The 14,043-nt window shown below is 55.6% G+C and carries 15 protein-coding genes and 1 tRNA gene; 9 read left to right on the forward strand and 7 right to left on the reverse strand.

The features are described from left to right. The first annotated feature begins 4 nt into the window (after positions 1-4). From ACR0AL_RS11815 to ACR0AL_RS11825, 3 genes are all read left to right on the forward strand, one after another. Positions 5-985, forward strand: coding sequence for a CobW family GTP-binding protein (locus tag ACR0AL_RS11815; protein WP_480663151.1), 981 nt, complete (start codon positions 5-7; stop codon positions 983-985). 165 nt (positions 986-1,150) lie between these two features. Next, the gene (locus tag ACR0AL_RS11820) at positions 1,151-1,915 is read left to right on the forward strand and encodes a transporter (protein ID WP_480663153.1); all 765 of its coding nucleotides are present in this window, start codon (positions 1,151-1,153) and stop codon (positions 1,913-1,915) included. 167 nt (positions 1,916-2,082) lie between these two features. Then, positions 2,083-2,562: a hypothetical protein gene (locus tag ACR0AL_RS11825; RefSeq protein ID WP_170350276.1), complete on the forward strand. Its 480-nt coding sequence runs from the start codon at positions 2,083-2,085 to the stop codon at positions 2,560-2,562. On the opposite strand, the gene ACR0AL_RS11830 is transcribed toward ACR0AL_RS11825, so the two are convergent. The 4 genes from ACR0AL_RS11830 to ACR0AL_RS11845 form a co-directional block, all read right to left on the reverse strand. After that, positions 2,546-3,391 (reverse strand): hypothetical protein, encoded by an 846-nt coding sequence (locus ACR0AL_RS11830; protein ID WP_480647941.1) that lies wholly within the window; start codon positions 3,389-3,391, stop codon positions 2,546-2,548. The genes ACR0AL_RS11825 and ACR0AL_RS11830 overlap by 17 nt on opposite strands. Positions 3,392-3,467: 76 nt before the next feature. Next, positions 3,468-5,114 carry an arylsulfatase gene (locus ACR0AL_RS11835; protein ID WP_226689575.1) on the reverse strand — a complete coding sequence of 549 codons (1,647 nt, stop codon included), beginning with the start codon at positions 5,112-5,114 and terminating at the stop codon, positions 3,468-3,470. An 864-nt stretch (positions 5,115-5,978) separates the two neighbouring features. Next, positions 5,979-6,054: transfer RNA gene (locus ACR0AL_RS11840), tRNA-Ala, on the reverse strand. A 141-nt stretch (positions 6,055-6,195) separates the two neighbouring features. Beyond that, positions 6,196-6,522 (reverse strand): TIGR02300 family protein, encoded by a 327-nt coding sequence (locus tag ACR0AL_RS11845; RefSeq protein WP_170350278.1) that lies wholly within the window; start codon positions 6,520-6,522, stop codon positions 6,196-6,198. A 100-nt stretch (positions 6,523-6,622) separates the two neighbouring features. Here ACR0AL_RS11845 and ACR0AL_RS11850 point away from each other — a divergent pair, with 100 nt between their 5' ends. From ACR0AL_RS11850 to ACR0AL_RS11860, 3 genes are all read left to right on the forward strand, one after another. Then, complete coding sequence (locus tag ACR0AL_RS11850; protein ID WP_226688892.1) at positions 6,623-7,318, forward strand: M48 family metallopeptidase; 696 nt, start codon at positions 6,623-6,625, stop codon at positions 7,316-7,318. Between the two features lie 30 nt (positions 7,319-7,348). After that, on the forward strand, positions 7,349-7,996 hold the full coding sequence (locus tag ACR0AL_RS11855; RefSeq protein ID WP_170350280.1) for a GntR family transcriptional regulator: 648 nt from the start codon (positions 7,349-7,351) through the stop codon (positions 7,994-7,996). Positions 7,997-8,107: 111 nt separating this feature from the next. Beyond that, positions 8,108-9,235, forward strand: a complete 1,128-nt coding sequence (locus ACR0AL_RS11860; RefSeq protein ID WP_170398516.1) for a lytic murein transglycosylase — start codon at positions 8,108-8,110, stop codon at positions 9,233-9,235. A 4-nt stretch (positions 9,236-9,239) separates the two neighbouring features. On the opposite strand, the gene ACR0AL_RS11865 is transcribed toward ACR0AL_RS11860, so the two are convergent. Next, positions 9,240-10,202 (reverse strand): acetyl-CoA carboxylase carboxyltransferase subunit alpha, encoded by a 963-nt coding sequence (locus ACR0AL_RS11865; protein ID WP_170350282.1) that lies wholly within the window; start codon positions 10,200-10,202, stop codon positions 9,240-9,242. A 121-nt stretch (positions 10,203-10,323) separates the two neighbouring features. On the opposite strand from ACR0AL_RS11865, the gene ACR0AL_RS11870 reads away from it, so the two are divergent. Beyond that, positions 10,324-11,157 (forward strand): AraC family transcriptional regulator, encoded by an 834-nt coding sequence (locus ACR0AL_RS11870; protein WP_480663155.1) that lies wholly within the window; start codon positions 10,324-10,326, stop codon positions 11,155-11,157. Between the two features lies 1 nt (position 11,158). Here the strand turns inward: ACR0AL_RS11870 and ACR0AL_RS11875 are convergent, their stop codons facing one another. Continuing rightward, positions 11,159-11,755: a LysE family translocator gene (locus ACR0AL_RS11875; protein ID WP_480663157.1), complete on the reverse strand. Its 597-nt coding sequence runs from the start codon at positions 11,753-11,755 to the stop codon at positions 11,159-11,161. Between the two features lie 73 nt (positions 11,756-11,828). Here ACR0AL_RS11875 and ACR0AL_RS11880 point away from each other — a divergent pair, with 73 nt between their 5' ends. Together ACR0AL_RS11880 and ACR0AL_RS11885 are read left to right on the forward strand one after the other, a co-directional pair. Next, positions 11,829-12,281: an Lrp/AsnC family transcriptional regulator gene (locus ACR0AL_RS11880; RefSeq protein WP_170350285.1), complete on the forward strand. Its 453-nt coding sequence runs from the start codon at positions 11,829-11,831 to the stop codon at positions 12,279-12,281. Between the two features lie 117 nt (positions 12,282-12,398). After that, positions 12,399-12,977 carry a PA14 domain-containing protein gene (locus ACR0AL_RS11885; protein ID WP_170350286.1) on the forward strand — a complete coding sequence of 193 codons (579 nt, stop codon included), beginning with the start codon at positions 12,399-12,401 and terminating at the stop codon, positions 12,975-12,977. A gap of 36 nt (positions 12,978-13,013) precedes the next feature. Here ACR0AL_RS11885 and ACR0AL_RS11890 read toward each other — a convergent pair whose 3' ends face one another. Further along, a complete protein-coding gene (locus ACR0AL_RS11890) occupies positions 13,014-13,973 on the reverse strand; it encodes an L-malyl-CoA/beta-methylmalyl-CoA lyase (protein ID WP_170359907.1) in 960 nt (319 codons plus the stop codon). Positions 13,974-14,043 lie beyond the last annotated feature (70 nt).

Raw genomic sequence — 14,043 nt, forward strand, 5'->3', positions numbered from 1 at the left:
AACAATGATTGAATTTGGTTCGACTTCTGCGATCCCCGTAACGATCCTTACCGGCTTTCTTGGAGCCGGTAAGACTACACTTTTGAACCGGATCCTAACAGGCAATCACGGGTTGCGGGTTGCGGTTCTTGTAAATGACTTTGGATCCATAAACGTCGATGCAGACTTGGTGGTCGGCCTCGAAGATGACGTAATGAGTCTGGCAAACGGCTGCGTTTGCTGCTCGATCCGTGATGATCTGATCGAAACGGTAGAGGTCGTTCTCGCCCGGCCTGAGAAACCAGAATACATCGTCCTTGAAGCAAGCGGCGTGTCGGACCCATCGTCAATAGCGATGACGTTTACGGATCAGCGGTTCCGGGACATGATCCGCTTAGATAGTCTCATGTGTCTTGTCGATGCGGAACAGTTATTTGCCGCACCGGAACAAATGGAGTTGAAGCTCCGACAAATTGCATTTTCGGACATGGTAATTCTGAACAAGGTTGATCTAGTCGACAGGGGCACAGTTCAGAAAGTACACGATTGGCTGGGGTCTCGCTTCCGTCGGTATCGTCTGGTCGAAGCTGTCAACGCGAACGTCCCACTAGACATACTTCTTTCTGTCGGTCGCTTTGCCGCAGAACAACTGGAAACAGAAATACCCGATCATCATGAACATGGCCCCGACTGCGGTTGCCGCCACGCTGATCATTCAGACAGCTTTTCAACAACTATGATGAAAGCTGAACACCCCATAAGCCTATCCTCTCTCCGCAGCGCTATTCGGAAGCTTCCCGGTGATGTCTATCGTCTCAAGGGGTTTGTCTTCAGTGAGGAGGATCCAGATCATCGCATTCTTATTCAGGTCGTTGGAAAACGTATGGACATCGCACGTGATGGCGCTTGGGGTGACCGCAAACCCGAAACAAGGCTTGTCGCAATAGGCGCACCGGGGGCCCTCTCCGAGGATGTGCTTTCGGATACGCTTATGGAGACAGTCTGAAAGCCATGTTCGATCAAGGATTTTGGCTTTAAGTCGACCGTGCTGGATAATTTCATCCAGTTCGGCGGCGGCGGACTGTGAGTGGGCCATTGACGTCATTGCCAACCTGGCGGTCTCAAGTGCAAGCCACCCATGAGAAAACGGCCAGCCAAGAGGAGACCGCCTATGAACCTCAGGTTGCTACGCTGCTCCATACTTGCCGGGATTGGTGCCCTTTCTGGTACTGCTTGGGCAGAGTCCCAGGAAGAAGAACTAGCAAAGCTACTTGCTAACCCCGTGGCCGCTCTCATTAGTGTACCATTCCAGCTGAACCATGATCAGAATTTGGGTGCCGACAGAAATGGTTCGCATTGGATATTAAACGTACAACCGGTTGTTCCCTTTCATCTTACGGATGATTGGAACCTCATATCCCGAACAATTCTTCCAATTGCCTCCATAGATGGTGGCCTGCCGGGTTCTGGATCCGAGACTGGGCTGGGAGATACTGTTCAAAGCTTATTTCTTTCGCCCAAAAAACCAAGTGCGGGCGGTTGGATCTGGGGGGCTGGCCTCGTTTTTCTGCTGCCAACGTCGACAGATAACAGCTTAGGTCTCGGAGAGTGGGGTGCTGGGGTTACCGGCGTGGCACTCAAACAGCAGGGTCAGTGGACATATGGTGGCCTGACAAATCACATCTGGGACATTGATGGTTATACCGACATCAACCAGACGTTCTTACAGCCATTTATTTCCTACACAAATTCGAACGCGTGGACGTTCACATTAAACACTGAGTCCACCTACAGCTGGGAAACCGATCAATGGTCTGTGCCAATCAAAGGTGTTGTCACCAAAGTACCCAACTCGGGGATCAACTTATCAGCGTGGGCGGTGGAGTACGCTACTGGGCCGACGGCCCAGATAGTGGACCTGACGGTTGGGGCGTAAGACTTGTAGCTACCTTGCTATTTCCCAAATAGTTGAGCTTTTCCTGAGAGAATACCGCTTACCGGATGCAGGCATTGCGCTGATGAAAGCGAACGGTGGTTTGCTCCGCATCTCGGAGGATGTAGAGCTCGTAATGAAGGTCCGGTTTGGGCTGCGACGGGTCATTGATGCAAAAAGTAGCGAAAGGCGGCAACGAGCCCTTGGTGGCGAATGCTGCGTCGCTCAAAAACGGCCGCATTGCGCAGAAAGCGGGCTATGCAAAGTTCGTCAAACCGCCTCAGCCAGGCTTTGTATTTTTGACACCATCGCTGCAAAGCACTCGACTTAGCCGAGTTGGCGTCGATCATGGGGAGCGGTTTTCTAGTTTCAGCATCGTTGTAGGCAAGAGAATTTGGGAGGGCCGCCTCAATCGCCATAGCGCTCCTAATACTGTTAATGGTGTGACGGTGGCCCGCCAAAGCGCCGTTTTCGTGAAAGGTGCTGCCAAAAGAACCAAGAGACAGGCTGGAGCTAAAATAAGGAAAACCGCTATTGTCATACTTCTTGTCGTTCAGTCGACACTTGAAACATCAGTCTCAATGCGATTGCATTTCACGCACCTACACGGTTGTTTGCAATCAAAGTTCAGCGTCAAAATTGAGTATTGAAGCCAGCAAAGATCTGCCATTTTGCCTGCCCTGGCCCTTTGCTCGCAACTGAGTACTGCGGTTCGACAAAAACGTTGTAGGTGATGTCCTTCTTTTTGAACACTTGCCCGATACCCAAGCCGATTGGCACATTATAGCTGTCCAATTCAAAATCGTAGGTCATTATTGGCGCTGACCTTAGGTATGTCCCTCCACCGAGTTGGTAGAACAGAAAAGGTTGAAAAGCTCCGATATTTACATCCTTTGCATCACTGTCTCCGGCAAAGCTGGCTTGCCAAGTCAGAAGGTAACCGTATTGGAATATCGGTGACGACGCATTGAACAAAACGTTCGCGATACCGGCTGACCATTTTTTAGATCCAGACCCATCCGTCGAACCTGTTGGCGCGGTTAATTGAGGACCGACACCAAAGCTAACAGCCGGATTTCCAATATCTATAAGGTAAGCGGCGAAAACGTTGAGGTCACCAACGCCCGTCGTTTTCCCACTTTGTGCCGGGAATGAATTTAAAGGCAAAGAGGCCCTTAGAACCCAATTTGTGTTCCCCAAGCTCAAAGGTTGCGCATACCTGAGCCAAAACTGATTGCCAGTTTGGTCCGTTCCGGAAATATCGCCAATATAATAGTTCTGAACGTTGACCGCTTTGAAATTTGCCAGCGGATTATTCGCCTGAGCTGCTGCTGAGGCCGCGTCGCTCTCCTGTGCAACCACAGGATTGCCTGTTGCCGTAGATACTCCCAGAAAGACGAAAAGGCTAAAGAAGAACCTGGCAAGGAAATTCCGGGTCGAAGTTACATTTGTACCTGAAGCCTTCAGATTGGTCTGCACCTTGCTACTCCTTGCCCCACTCGACTGTGTCATCGAAGTGTCGAGGCGCCGCATAACGACGCCTCAACCATTTGCATCAATTCCCGGTTGGAAGGCTTAGCGAGAACCCGTCTTTTTCCAGCTGGTCTCGCACAGTCTTGAACCGGTGATACTCGGTTAGAGTAATCGGACCAGAATATGACTCGCTCTGAACTGGACGCGGCGGATACTCAATGTAGGTTTTTACCACACGTTCAAGTTCGCCCATCAGCGTCGGAACTGTCCAAGTGTTCTCACGCCCGGTTGTCATGAAGATGTCATACCGCTCCATGGGATCTTCCCACAGGTTGAACACCTGCGGAACGGTGGCAACGTATTTTTCAGCACCGCGCCAACCCAATTCGGCTGCCGGGGCTTCAGAACCGGCCCGTGCACCGTTGTCGCCACGCATGTTGAAGACAGCTTTCCATTCGTTAACGCGCACCGCGCCCGGCGAAAGTTCATTTTCTGTAAAATATGCCCAGGAGTTGCGCTGCGGATCAGCCTCTCCAAACAGGACTGGAGCCATATCGATGCTGTCAAAGATCGTCGGTTGACCTTCCCGGTCTTCGGTCGGCAACGGCACTCCTGCAAGGCTCGCAAAGGTGGCCATCAAGTCAGTACCACCGGTAATGTCGCTCGACTTCGAATCCGGCGCAATTTTACCTGTCCATTTGGCGAAGAACGGTACGCGGTACGCTCCTTCCCGGTCGGTTCCCTTAGTTCCGCGAAACGGTGTCATGCCGGCATCAGGATGAACATCCTGCCACGCGCCATTATCAACAGTGTAAATGATCAGGGTACTTTCCCCAATTCCAAGATCTTCCACCTTGTCGAGGATTTGACCAGTGTGGAAATCAAGCTCGACCACCTTGTCGCCGTACTTGTTCTTAACCGCTGACTTACCCACGAAATCAGGCGACGGCAGGTTAGGCTGGTGGTTTGCAGCCCAGTTGATCGACATGAAGAACGGCTTGTCCAGACCAGCAAGACGCTCCAGTTCCGCCACTGCCTTTTCCGCTCCAACCTTGTCCAACGCAGCTAGATCTGCGGTTGTCATGTCTTCAATGGTCAGCACTTCCTTGGCAGGTTCACCAGCTACACCTTCAAATACGCCAGTGGTGTTCTCTTTATAAAATGCCCTCTGATCGTCGGACATCTGCACATTCCAGTCGTCCAGAGCATAAGTATACGCGTTCAGGTGATAGAGGAATGTATTCTCCATCTTGTCATAGCCATGGGCAATTGGCATGGCATAATCCGCTTCACCGAGATGCCACTTACCCATGAAGTAAGTGTTGTAGTCAGCCTGTTTCAAAACAGACGCAATCGTCCATTCTGCCGCCGGTAGTCCACCACCTTGACCCTGAAAAGCAACCGTCGTCATGCCTGAACGGTTCGGGTAACGCCCGGTCTGCATTGCTGCACGTCCGGGTGTGCAGGAAGATTGAGCGTAGAAATCCGTGAACATCATCCCCTGCTTGGCCATTTGATCAAGGTTGGGGGTGTCCATGCCACGCGCTGCGCCACCATGATAGGCACCAAGGTCCCAATAACCAGTATCGTCAGAAACGATCAGAATGATGTTGGGTTTGCTCCCGTAGGTCGATAGCGATGTCGGATCGAAATCCTGAGCCGTCGCGGAGATCGCAAAAGTACAAAAGAAAGCAGCCAAAGGCGTGGCAACTTGGTGAGGTTTAATCATGTTAGTCTCCTTCTCGGGAAAAGCATCAAAGTTAAGAAATTGCGCCCTTTTAACGGTCTATATACCGTGCAGGACACAACGCGCCTTGGGCTATTCCGAATAGCTTCCTATTCTTATGGGTAGCTCAGACTTTAGGGGCACCGTTTCATCACCCTGAAAATCACAATGATGCGTCGACAGCTTTTAAGTAATCCTGGAGATCGTTTTCGGGAACCTTTTGCGGCGTTTGAAAGTCCAGACCAACGCTCCACCTTTTTGATCGACCTAACCCACGAACAAGACTTGCTTTCCCTGCAAAAAGTATGGCCGCCTCATTTTCATCGAAGGTTGTCAGTGGAAAACGGCAGAGAACCAACAACTCACATTATGTTATTGCGATTCATTTATTTGTCAAAAACTTCGTCGTGTGCAAATCCAGCCCCGGATGTCTTCGTCCTGATAGACCAAAGGCCAACCAAGCACTAACTTTCAATTTGGACCACTTAAATGGGGCAGCTCAGTTCGACCACGCGCTAGAAGCGGCCGTAATCGCGAATTGGGTTGGGCGCACCCAGAGCAGGCCATCGCTTTAGACCGTGTGCATTTTTTGCGCAGCAAGGATTTTGGGACCTTCCTATTAAATGTCCGGTTTGCGCTGTCTGCGGTTCTCCGGTGAAAGCGGGCCAATGGCGGCAAAGTCCGCTGCCCTGCCATCTGAGAAGCGCGTGGGAATGTCCGGTTTGCGCGGTTGGCGGCGTGCCGCGCTTGCATATGCGCGCGGCTTGATCGATTGCGGCTTCGGGCTCTGAGTTCCGCTTCGGCCCCAAAGGAAAATCCTGCTGCCAAAAAGGAAGAACTATGCGTTGCGGATCATTTGTTAGGTTTTGGTGGAGCCTAGGGGAGTCGAACCCCTGACCTCTTGCATGCCATGCAAGCGCTCTCCCAACTGAGCTAAGGCCCCATCAAGGTACTGCCGAAGCAGTGGACGGACGTTTATGAGACGGCAACGGCGAGCGCAAGACCAAAAATGGAATTTGCCAAAAAGTTTCCGACCCGCGTCCGGGGTGGGCATGAGGCGACGCGGGGCCGCCTCTGACCGGTTTTAGTTTTCGTCTTCCGACGACATGTCGGTGATATCGTCCAACGAGACGTTATCGTTGTCGTCGTCATCATCGTCCAGAAGATCGTCGTCCAGTTCGACGTCGACATTGTCGTCATCATCCAGAACGATATCTTCATCCGACGCGTTCTCACGCGCTTTGGCCGAGGCGGCATCTTCCGCATCTGCGGCGATCATCCGGCTTTTGCCGGTCTCAAGCTCCACGATCTCGCCGGTATAGGGGCTGACGATCGGGTCCTTGTTCAGGTCATAAAACCGCTTACCGGTTGTCGGGCAAACGCGCTTTACGCCCCATTCTTCCTTGGGCATGTGAAATCCCCTTGATATCAGGTGAGTCGTATCAACGATTCAGGTCACGTGCCACATGCAGCGGGCACTGTCAAAGCCTTTGCGCAGGAGAAACAGGTATATGGGAGATCACGCACTGCCCGGGACGCCACCGGTGCCACTGACGTTGCGCAAATCGGCGCGAGCGCGGCGGATCAGTTTGCGGATTTCCCAATTGGATGGCCGGGTTACGCTGACCTATCCACAAGGCGTGCCAGAAGCCGAAGCCTTGAGTTTTGCGCGCACCAAAGAAGAGTGGATACGTCAGCACCTGCTGGACCGTCCTGACCCTGCGGTGGTTCAGTTCGGGCAAACCATCCCGATCGAAGGCACAGAGCGGCGAATCGTGCCTGCCAGCGGGCGGCGCGTTCTGTTACAGGGCGATGAGGTTGCAGTACCCGAGGGTGCCGAGGCACGGCGTCTGGCGCGATTTCTCAAGGAATTGGCGCGTGATCGCCTGACCGGCGCCTGCGATGATTACGCGGCGATGCTGGGACGGTCCTATTCCAGCCTGACCATGCGCGATACGCGGTCGCGTTGGGGGTCGTGCAGTTCCGCTGGCGGTCTGATGTTTTCCTGGCGGTTGATCCTAGCGCCGCCTGAGATCCTGCATTATGTCGCCGCGCATGAAGTGGCGCATCTGGTAGAGATGAACCATTCGGCTGATTTTTGGGCGCAGGTCGAGCGGATTTTCGGCGATTACCGCGATCAGCGGCGTTGGCTGCGCGACAACGGGGCGCAACTGCATCAATACAGATTTGATGCGTCCGCGAGTTGACCCTGGGCTCATTTGTGATCACATGGGGATATGTTGTCAGCGCGTCCCACTGAATCCCATACTGCCACCCATGATCGGGTCTATCGTGTTCTTCGCGCACGCATTATGCACGGTGAAATGGCACCGGGGCAGGCGCTGACCCTACGCGGGATCGGTAAGGAATTTGGCGTCTCGATGACCCCCGCGCGCGAGGCCGTGCGCCGCTTGGCAGCCGAGGGAGCGCTGTTTCTATCCACATCGGGCCGGGTTTCGACGCCTGAGCTGACCAATGACCGGATCGAAGAGTTGGCTGCGCTTCGTGCGCTGCTTGAGGTCGAACTTGCCAGTCGCGCCCTGCCGCGCGCACATATGGCGCTGATTGACCGGCTGCAAAGCATCAACATGAACGTGGCCGAGATGGTCACCAAACGTGATGCCGTTGGCTATATTCGCTCAAACCTAGAATTTCACCGCACTCTGTATCTGCGGGCGCAGGCCCCGGCGATGCTCGCGATTGCGGAAACCGTCTGGCTGCAACTTGGTCCCACCATGCGTGCGCTGTACGGTCGACTGCGGCGGACCGACCCGCCGCATAACCACAAACTGATCATCGCCGCATTGCAGGCCGGTGACGAGCCTGGATTGCGTTTGGCCGTCCGCTCGGACGTGACTCAGGGACTGAGGTTGCTGGTCAGCTGAGCGGCTTGTTGCCGAAGCCCGAATTTTGCATCTGATTGACGTCGTCGTTCTGGTTTGGGGATTGGGTCTGGGCTAGTCTGGACCAAATCACAACAAGAGCAGTTTTCAGTTATGATCAATCGACGGATATTTTCTTTGGGGCTCGGGTCAGCCCTGTTGTCGGCCTGTTCCACAGGCACCCCAACCAGCACCCCGGCATCCCGGATGCGGCCTGTGCCCAACGCCGGGTGGGATGCGTGGGTTGCCGGTTTCAAGGGCCGCGCGGCGTCGCAGGGGATATCGCAGACAACCCTAAACCTGGCTTTTCAGGGGGCGGGGTACCTGCCCGATGTGATCGAGCGGGACCGCAATCAGGTCGAATTCAAGCGCTCGCTCGAGGATTATCTGGCCATTGCGGCCTCAGATGAGCGGATCGCGACTGGCAAACAGATGCTGGTGCGCCACGCCGGAACCTTGTCGCAGATTGAGGCCAAATACGGCGTCGATAAAGAAGTGATCGTTGCCGTCTGGGGCTTGGAAAGCCGCTATGGCGCGCGGCGCGGGGATGTGCCGGTGGTGTCTGCTGTGTCAACGCTGGCCTATGACGGGCGGCGCGGCGCGTTTTTTGAGAAGCAACTGATCGCGGCTTTGAAGATCATTCAAGAGGGCGACACAAGCCCGGCCAACATGACCGGCAGCTGGGCCGGGGCAATGGGGCACACGCAGTTCATTCCCACATCCTATCTGGCCTATGCGGTGGATTTCACCGGCGATGGGCGGCGCGATATCTGGTCCGAGGACCCGACGGATTCGCTGGCCTCGACCGCAGCCTATCTGGCACGCGCGGGTTGGGTGCGTGGACAGCCCTGGGGTGGTGAGGCCGGGACGGTGTCTGGTTCGCCCGTTGCAGTTCTGCAGCCGCAAAAGCCGGGGCCACGTATCGCGGTATTCCGCAATTTTCAGGTCATCAAGCGCTATAACAATTCGGACAGCTACGCGATTGGCGTCGGACATTTGTCTGACCGGATTGCAGGCGGTGCGCCGTTTCAGGCCTCATTCGGGCCAGACGCAACGGGTTTGACGCTGGAAGATCGCAAGGAGCTCCAGCGCCGACTGACATCGGCCGGCTATGATACTCAGGGCGCGGACGGGGTGATCGGCAACAACACCAAATCCGCCATCAGCGCCTATCAACGCGCCAGTGGCATGCCGGTCACCGGGGAACCCTCGGTTGCGTTGCTGCGCAGCTTGGGGGGCTGACGGTTTACGCCGCCAGCCCTTTCGAGCCGATATCGAGGAATTTCTGCCGGCGGTCTTGAATCAGGGCCGCCGCGTCTTTGCCGTCCAGTTCTTTCAGCATCAGGGTGATGGCATCCCGAACGGATTCGACGGTGGCAGGACGGTCGCGATGGGCACCGCCTTTGGGTTCCTGGATGATAAGGTCGCAGACGCCCAGCTTGTGCAGGTCTTGCGCGGTCAGGCGGAGCGCCTCGGCGGCCTCCCGCATCTTTTCGGCATCTTTCCACAGGATCGAGGCGCAGCCTTCCGGCGAGATCACCGAATAGACCGAATGTTCCAGCATCGCGACGCGGTTCGCCGTCGCAAAGGCCACAGCCCCGCCGGACCCGCCTTCGCCGATGATCACCGACACCAGTGGCACGCCGATCTTCAGGCACATCTCGGTCGACCGGGCAATGGCCTCGGACTGACCGCGTTCCTCGGCCCCTTTGCCGGGATAGGCGCCTGCCGTGTCGATCAGAGTGATCACGGGCAGGCCAAAGCGACCGGCCATTTCCATCAGGCGCACGGCCTTGCGATACCCTTCGGGACGGGCCATGCCGAAATTCCGTTCGATCCGCGATTTGGTGTCCGAACCCTTTTCATGACCAATCACCATCACCGGCTGATCGTTGAATCGGGCCAGACCACCGATAACTGCCAGATCGTCGGCAAAGTTGCGATCGCCTGCCAGCGGCGTGAATTCGGTAAACAGCGCTTCGACATAATCCTTGCAATGCGGGCGGTCAGGATGGCGCGCCACTTGGCATTTCCGCCAGGGGGTCAGATCGCCATAAAGCTCTTCCAGAAGCTTTGCGGCCTTGGCGTCTAGTGCGGCGGCTTCTTCGGCCACGTCCATCTCTTCGTTGGCGCGGGCCAGCGCACGCAATTCCTCGGCCTTGCCTTCAATCTCGGCCAGCGGTTTTTCGAAATCCAGATACTGGGTCATGACGCCTCTCAACGCGGAAGTTCTTTGCTATATGACCTGAGGTTGCGCGGGATGCAACTCAGCAAGATTTGTGGATGCGGAATATGCGACCACGGATAAGCAAAGAGAAGGAAGGTTGCCGATGGCAAACAGCTACGAAGATCGCATTCTGCGCGTCTTGACTTACATCCACGATCACCCCTCCGGGGATCTGTCGTTGGATGCCTTGTCTGATGTGGCTGCGATGTCCCGGTTTCACTGGCATCGTGTGTTTCGCGCGATTACCGGCGAAACCTGTGCGCAAGCTGTCCGCCGGATCCGGTTGCACCGTGCCGCGTGTTGGCTGGTGCAATCAGACCGGTCCGTGGCAGAGATCGCGTCGGCGGTGGGTTATCCCAATCTGAATTCTTTTGTGCGTGCCTTTTCACAGGCCTACAGCGCCAGTCCGGCAGCCTTTAGAAAATCCGGGCGTTGGCTGGTGCTCAATCGAAAATTGAGAATCGGAGAATATCCAATGCATCCCGTTACAACCCGTACTGAACCCGCTCGCCGCGTTATCGCCTTGGCTCATAAAGGGGATTACGCAGAGATCGGCAATAAGTTTGAGGCATTTGGTGCCCTATGTGAATCCCGCAATCTGTGGCCTCAGCTTGGTCCGGTCATCGGTGTTTATCTGGACAGCCCTGATGATGTGTCACAAGGCCAACTGCGCAGCTATGCAGGCGCCGAATTCAAAGGTGGTGACACACCAGAGGGTATGGAAGACGTGCAGATTCCAGGCGGCAAAACAGCTATTCTGACCTACAAGGGCCCATACTCCGGTTTGCACGCGGCGTATCACACGCTGTTCGGAAACTGGCTGCCCGAGTCAGGCGAGGAACCCGCGGACCAGCCATGCTACGAGATCTACCTGAACGATCCGCGCAACACCGCACCCGAAGAGCTGCTGACCGAAATTTGCCTACCGCTGAAATAGGTCAGTTTGGCCACAGGACCGGGTAGAGCGAGGCGACCAGCAGCATCGCCATGGTCCAGTTGAAAACCACCAACCGGCGCGGGTTTGTCAAAATCCGCGCCATCTGCTGCCCCAGCACCGTCCAGGTGCTGACCGACGGCAGGTTCACCGCTCCGAATATCAGCGCCACGATGACGATGGCTTGCAGCGTGTGATCTGGCGTGTAGGCCGTGGTGGCCGTCAGGGCCATGGCCCAGGCCTTTGGGTTGACCCATTGAAAAGCGGCGGCTTGCAGAAAGGTCATTGGATCACCCTCGGCCATCTTGCCATTGGCCGGGGCCGCATGCGCGATCTTCCACGCCAGATACAGTAGATAGACGACCGAGGCGAGTTTCAGCACCGTGTAGCTGACCGGGTATCGGTCAAATACCTGCACCAAACCGGCACCGACCAGCAGGACCATGACAGTAAACCCCAACCCGATCCCTAACATATGCGGGATGGTTCGGCGAAACCCGAAATTAGCCCCCGAGGCCATCAGCATCAGGTTGTTCGGCCCAGGTGTGATGGACGAGACAAAAGCAAAGGCGATCAGGGCCAGAAGGATGTCATAGGTCATGGCGGGGATAATCACTGACAAAACAGCAAATGAAATTGCGTTTTTGTGCGTGTTTGGGGTAATTACACAATTAATGGCGAAGATTGATCACATAAATCAACAAATATTGCGCGCGCTGACAGGTGACGGCCGTATCAGCAACCTGGAATTGGCGGACCGCGTTGGCCTGTCGCCCTCGGCCTGCTTGCGTCGCGTGCAAGAACTTGAGCGCGCTGGCGTGATCACCGGCTACCGCGCGGTATTAAGCCCGAAAGAACTGGGCGTAGGGTTCGTGGGTTACATCGGCGTTGGATTGGGAGAGCATACCAAAGCCGCGCAGGAAGGTTTTGAACGGGCCGTGCAGCATGCGCCCGAAGTGATCGAATGCCACAATATCACCGGCACCATCGAATACTTGCTGCGTGTGGAATGCGCTGATCTTGCCGAGTACAAAACCTTTCACACAGAGGTGCTGGGAACCCTGCCGCATGTGACGTCGATCACCTCCTACGTGGTGATGGATTCACCCAAGGATTTGCGCGCCTGACAGGGAAATTGTGAATTTTAACTGTCTTGCGGGGAAAATCCTCACATCCTAGTGTCACAGCAATGGGAAAACCAAAATGGGGGCAAACCCCTCTTATGCCGTCACAGGGAGACGATCATGAAACTTATCAAAGCCGGTGCGCTTGCCGCAGCTATGGCATTGATTGCCGGAGCGGTAGCGTCAGCGCCGCTTAAGCTGCAACCTGCAAGCCCACAACCCAGCCCGCAGGCCGGGTTGAATGTGAAATACTATGGTACAGGCAATCAACACAAGAAGATCCGAGATCTGAGCCAGGCGAAAAGCCTGCTGTCACAAGCGCAACCCGGAACACCGTTGCGGGGGTTGGATTACAGGGACACCAGCAAGGGTGAGGACGTCATGACATTCGACGGCGCTTACAACGTTGCTGCCGAAGTTACTGGGTATATGCGGTTCGACTCGCCGGGGATTTACGAGTTGGAAACGTGGTCAAATGACGGGATTGAGGCTTCGGTTGGTGGTCAACAGATTGGCCGCGTAACCGGTATTCAAGGCTGTGAAGCCAATCAACGTACCGAAGTTGAAGTGCCCCAGGCGGGCTGGTATCCGTTGAAGATCATCTATTTCCAAAAATTGGGATCCTCTTGCCTGATGATGAAGTCGGGCAAACAAGGCGAAAAGCTCACCTGGGTGCCCAACGACATCTTCGGGCGGTAACAAGAAGGCGCCCCGCAGGGCGCCTTTTTTTGGCCATTAGCCAGCGGCGATCAGTTCCGCCTGCGCCACAATCACTTCGGCCTGTTTGATCGAGGCGATATCGACCAGACGCCCTTTGTAGACGGTCGCGCCTTCGCCATTGGCCTTGGCCTGTTCCATTGCCGCCAGGATTTCGCGCGCTTCCGAAACAGCCTCGTCCGAGGGGGTAAAGACCTCGTTGGCCAGTGCGATCTGCTTGGGATGGATCGCCCATTTGCCGACCATACCCAGCGTGGCTGAGCGTTTGGCCTGTGCGATGTATCCCTCATCATCCGAGAAGTCACCAAATGGCCCGTCCACCGGCAGCACGCCATGGGTTCGGCAAGCGGCGACGATGGCCGCTTGTGCCCAATGCCAAGGATCGGACCAGTGCTTTTCGCCTTCGCGCAGCATGTAATAGTTTTCCTGCGTTCCACCGATGCCGGTGGTCTGCATGCCCATCGATGCCGCGAAATCCGCTGCACCCAGACTCATCGCCTGCATTCGTGGTGACGAGGCCGCGATTTCCTCGACATGGGCAATGCCTGCGGCAGATTCGATGATCACTTCGAAGGATACCGGCTTGGTGCGGCCCTTGGCGCGTTCGATGGCGGTAACCAGCGCGTCCACGGCATAGACATCTTCGGCGCAGCCGACCTTGGGGATCATGATCTGGTCCAGACGGTCGCCAGCCTGTTCCAGCAGATCCACAACGTCGCGATACCAATAGGGTGTGTCCAGTCCGTTAATGCGTACGGACATGTACTTGTTGCCCCAATCGACGGTGTTCAGCGCCTCGATCACATTGGCGCGGGCCGCGTCCTTGTCCGACGGCGCCACCGAGTCCTCAAGATCAAGGTTGATCACGTCTGCCGCTGACGCGGCCATTTTCGGAAACAGCTTGGTGTTCGATCCAGGCCCGAACAGCTGGCAACGGTTGGGGCGGGCGGGGGCGGCGGGTTGAAGGCGAAAGCTCATCTGGACCTCGTGCGAGAAATGAAATTACAATTTTTCTGCTCATTGAGGTATTAAATTGCGTGCTTATGCG

It is taken from the genome of Ruegeria sp. BB1 (assembly GCF_056539465.1).

What these genes read in the sequence shown, in the direction of transcription:
- ACR0AL_RS11815 (WP_480663151.1), top strand. Translation starts at nt 5, where the DNA reads ATGATTGAATTTGGTTCGACTTCTGCGATCCCCGTAACGATCCTTACC.
- ACR0AL_RS11820 (WP_480663153.1), top strand. Translation starts at nt 1,151, where the DNA reads ATGAACCTCAGGTTGCTACGCTGCTCCATACTTGCCGGGATTGGTGCC.
- ACR0AL_RS11825 (WP_170350276.1), top strand. Translation starts at nt 2,083, where the DNA reads ATGCAAAAAGTAGCGAAAGGCGGCAACGAGCCCTTGGTGGCGAATGCT.
- ACR0AL_RS11835 (WP_226689575.1), bottom strand. Translation starts at nt 5,114, where the DNA reads ATGATTAAACCTCACCAAGTTGCCACGCCTTTGGCTGCTTTCTTTTGT.
- ACR0AL_RS11845 (WP_170350278.1), bottom strand. Translation starts at nt 6,522, where the DNA reads ATGCCCAAGGAAGAATGGGGCGTAAAGCGCGTTTGCCCGACAACCGGT.
- ACR0AL_RS11850 (WP_226688892.1), top strand. Translation starts at nt 6,623, where the DNA reads ATGGGAGATCACGCACTGCCCGGGACGCCACCGGTGCCACTGACGTTG.
- ACR0AL_RS11855 (WP_170350280.1), top strand. Translation starts at nt 7,349, where the DNA reads ATGTTGTCAGCGCGTCCCACTGAATCCCATACTGCCACCCATGATCGG.
- ACR0AL_RS11860 (WP_170398516.1), top strand. Translation starts at nt 8,108, where the DNA reads ATGATCAATCGACGGATATTTTCTTTGGGGCTCGGGTCAGCCCTGTTG.
- ACR0AL_RS11865 (WP_170350282.1), bottom strand. Translation starts at nt 10,202, where the DNA reads ATGACCCAGTATCTGGATTTCGAAAAACCGCTGGCCGAGATTGAAGGC.
- ACR0AL_RS11870 (WP_480663155.1), top strand. Translation starts at nt 10,324, where the DNA reads ATGGCAAACAGCTACGAAGATCGCATTCTGCGCGTCTTGACTTACATC.
- ACR0AL_RS11875 (WP_480663157.1), bottom strand. Translation starts at nt 11,755, where the DNA reads ATGACCTATGACATCCTTCTGGCCCTGATCGCCTTTGCTTTTGTCTCG.
- ACR0AL_RS11880 (WP_170350285.1), top strand. Translation starts at nt 11,829, where the DNA reads ATGGCGAAGATTGATCACATAAATCAACAAATATTGCGCGCGCTGACA.
- ACR0AL_RS11885 (WP_170350286.1), top strand. Translation starts at nt 12,399, where the DNA reads ATGAAACTTATCAAAGCCGGTGCGCTTGCCGCAGCTATGGCATTGATT.
- ACR0AL_RS11890 (WP_170359907.1), bottom strand. Translation starts at nt 13,973, where the DNA reads ATGAGCTTTCGCCTTCAACCCGCCGCCCCCGCCCGCCCCAACCGTTGC.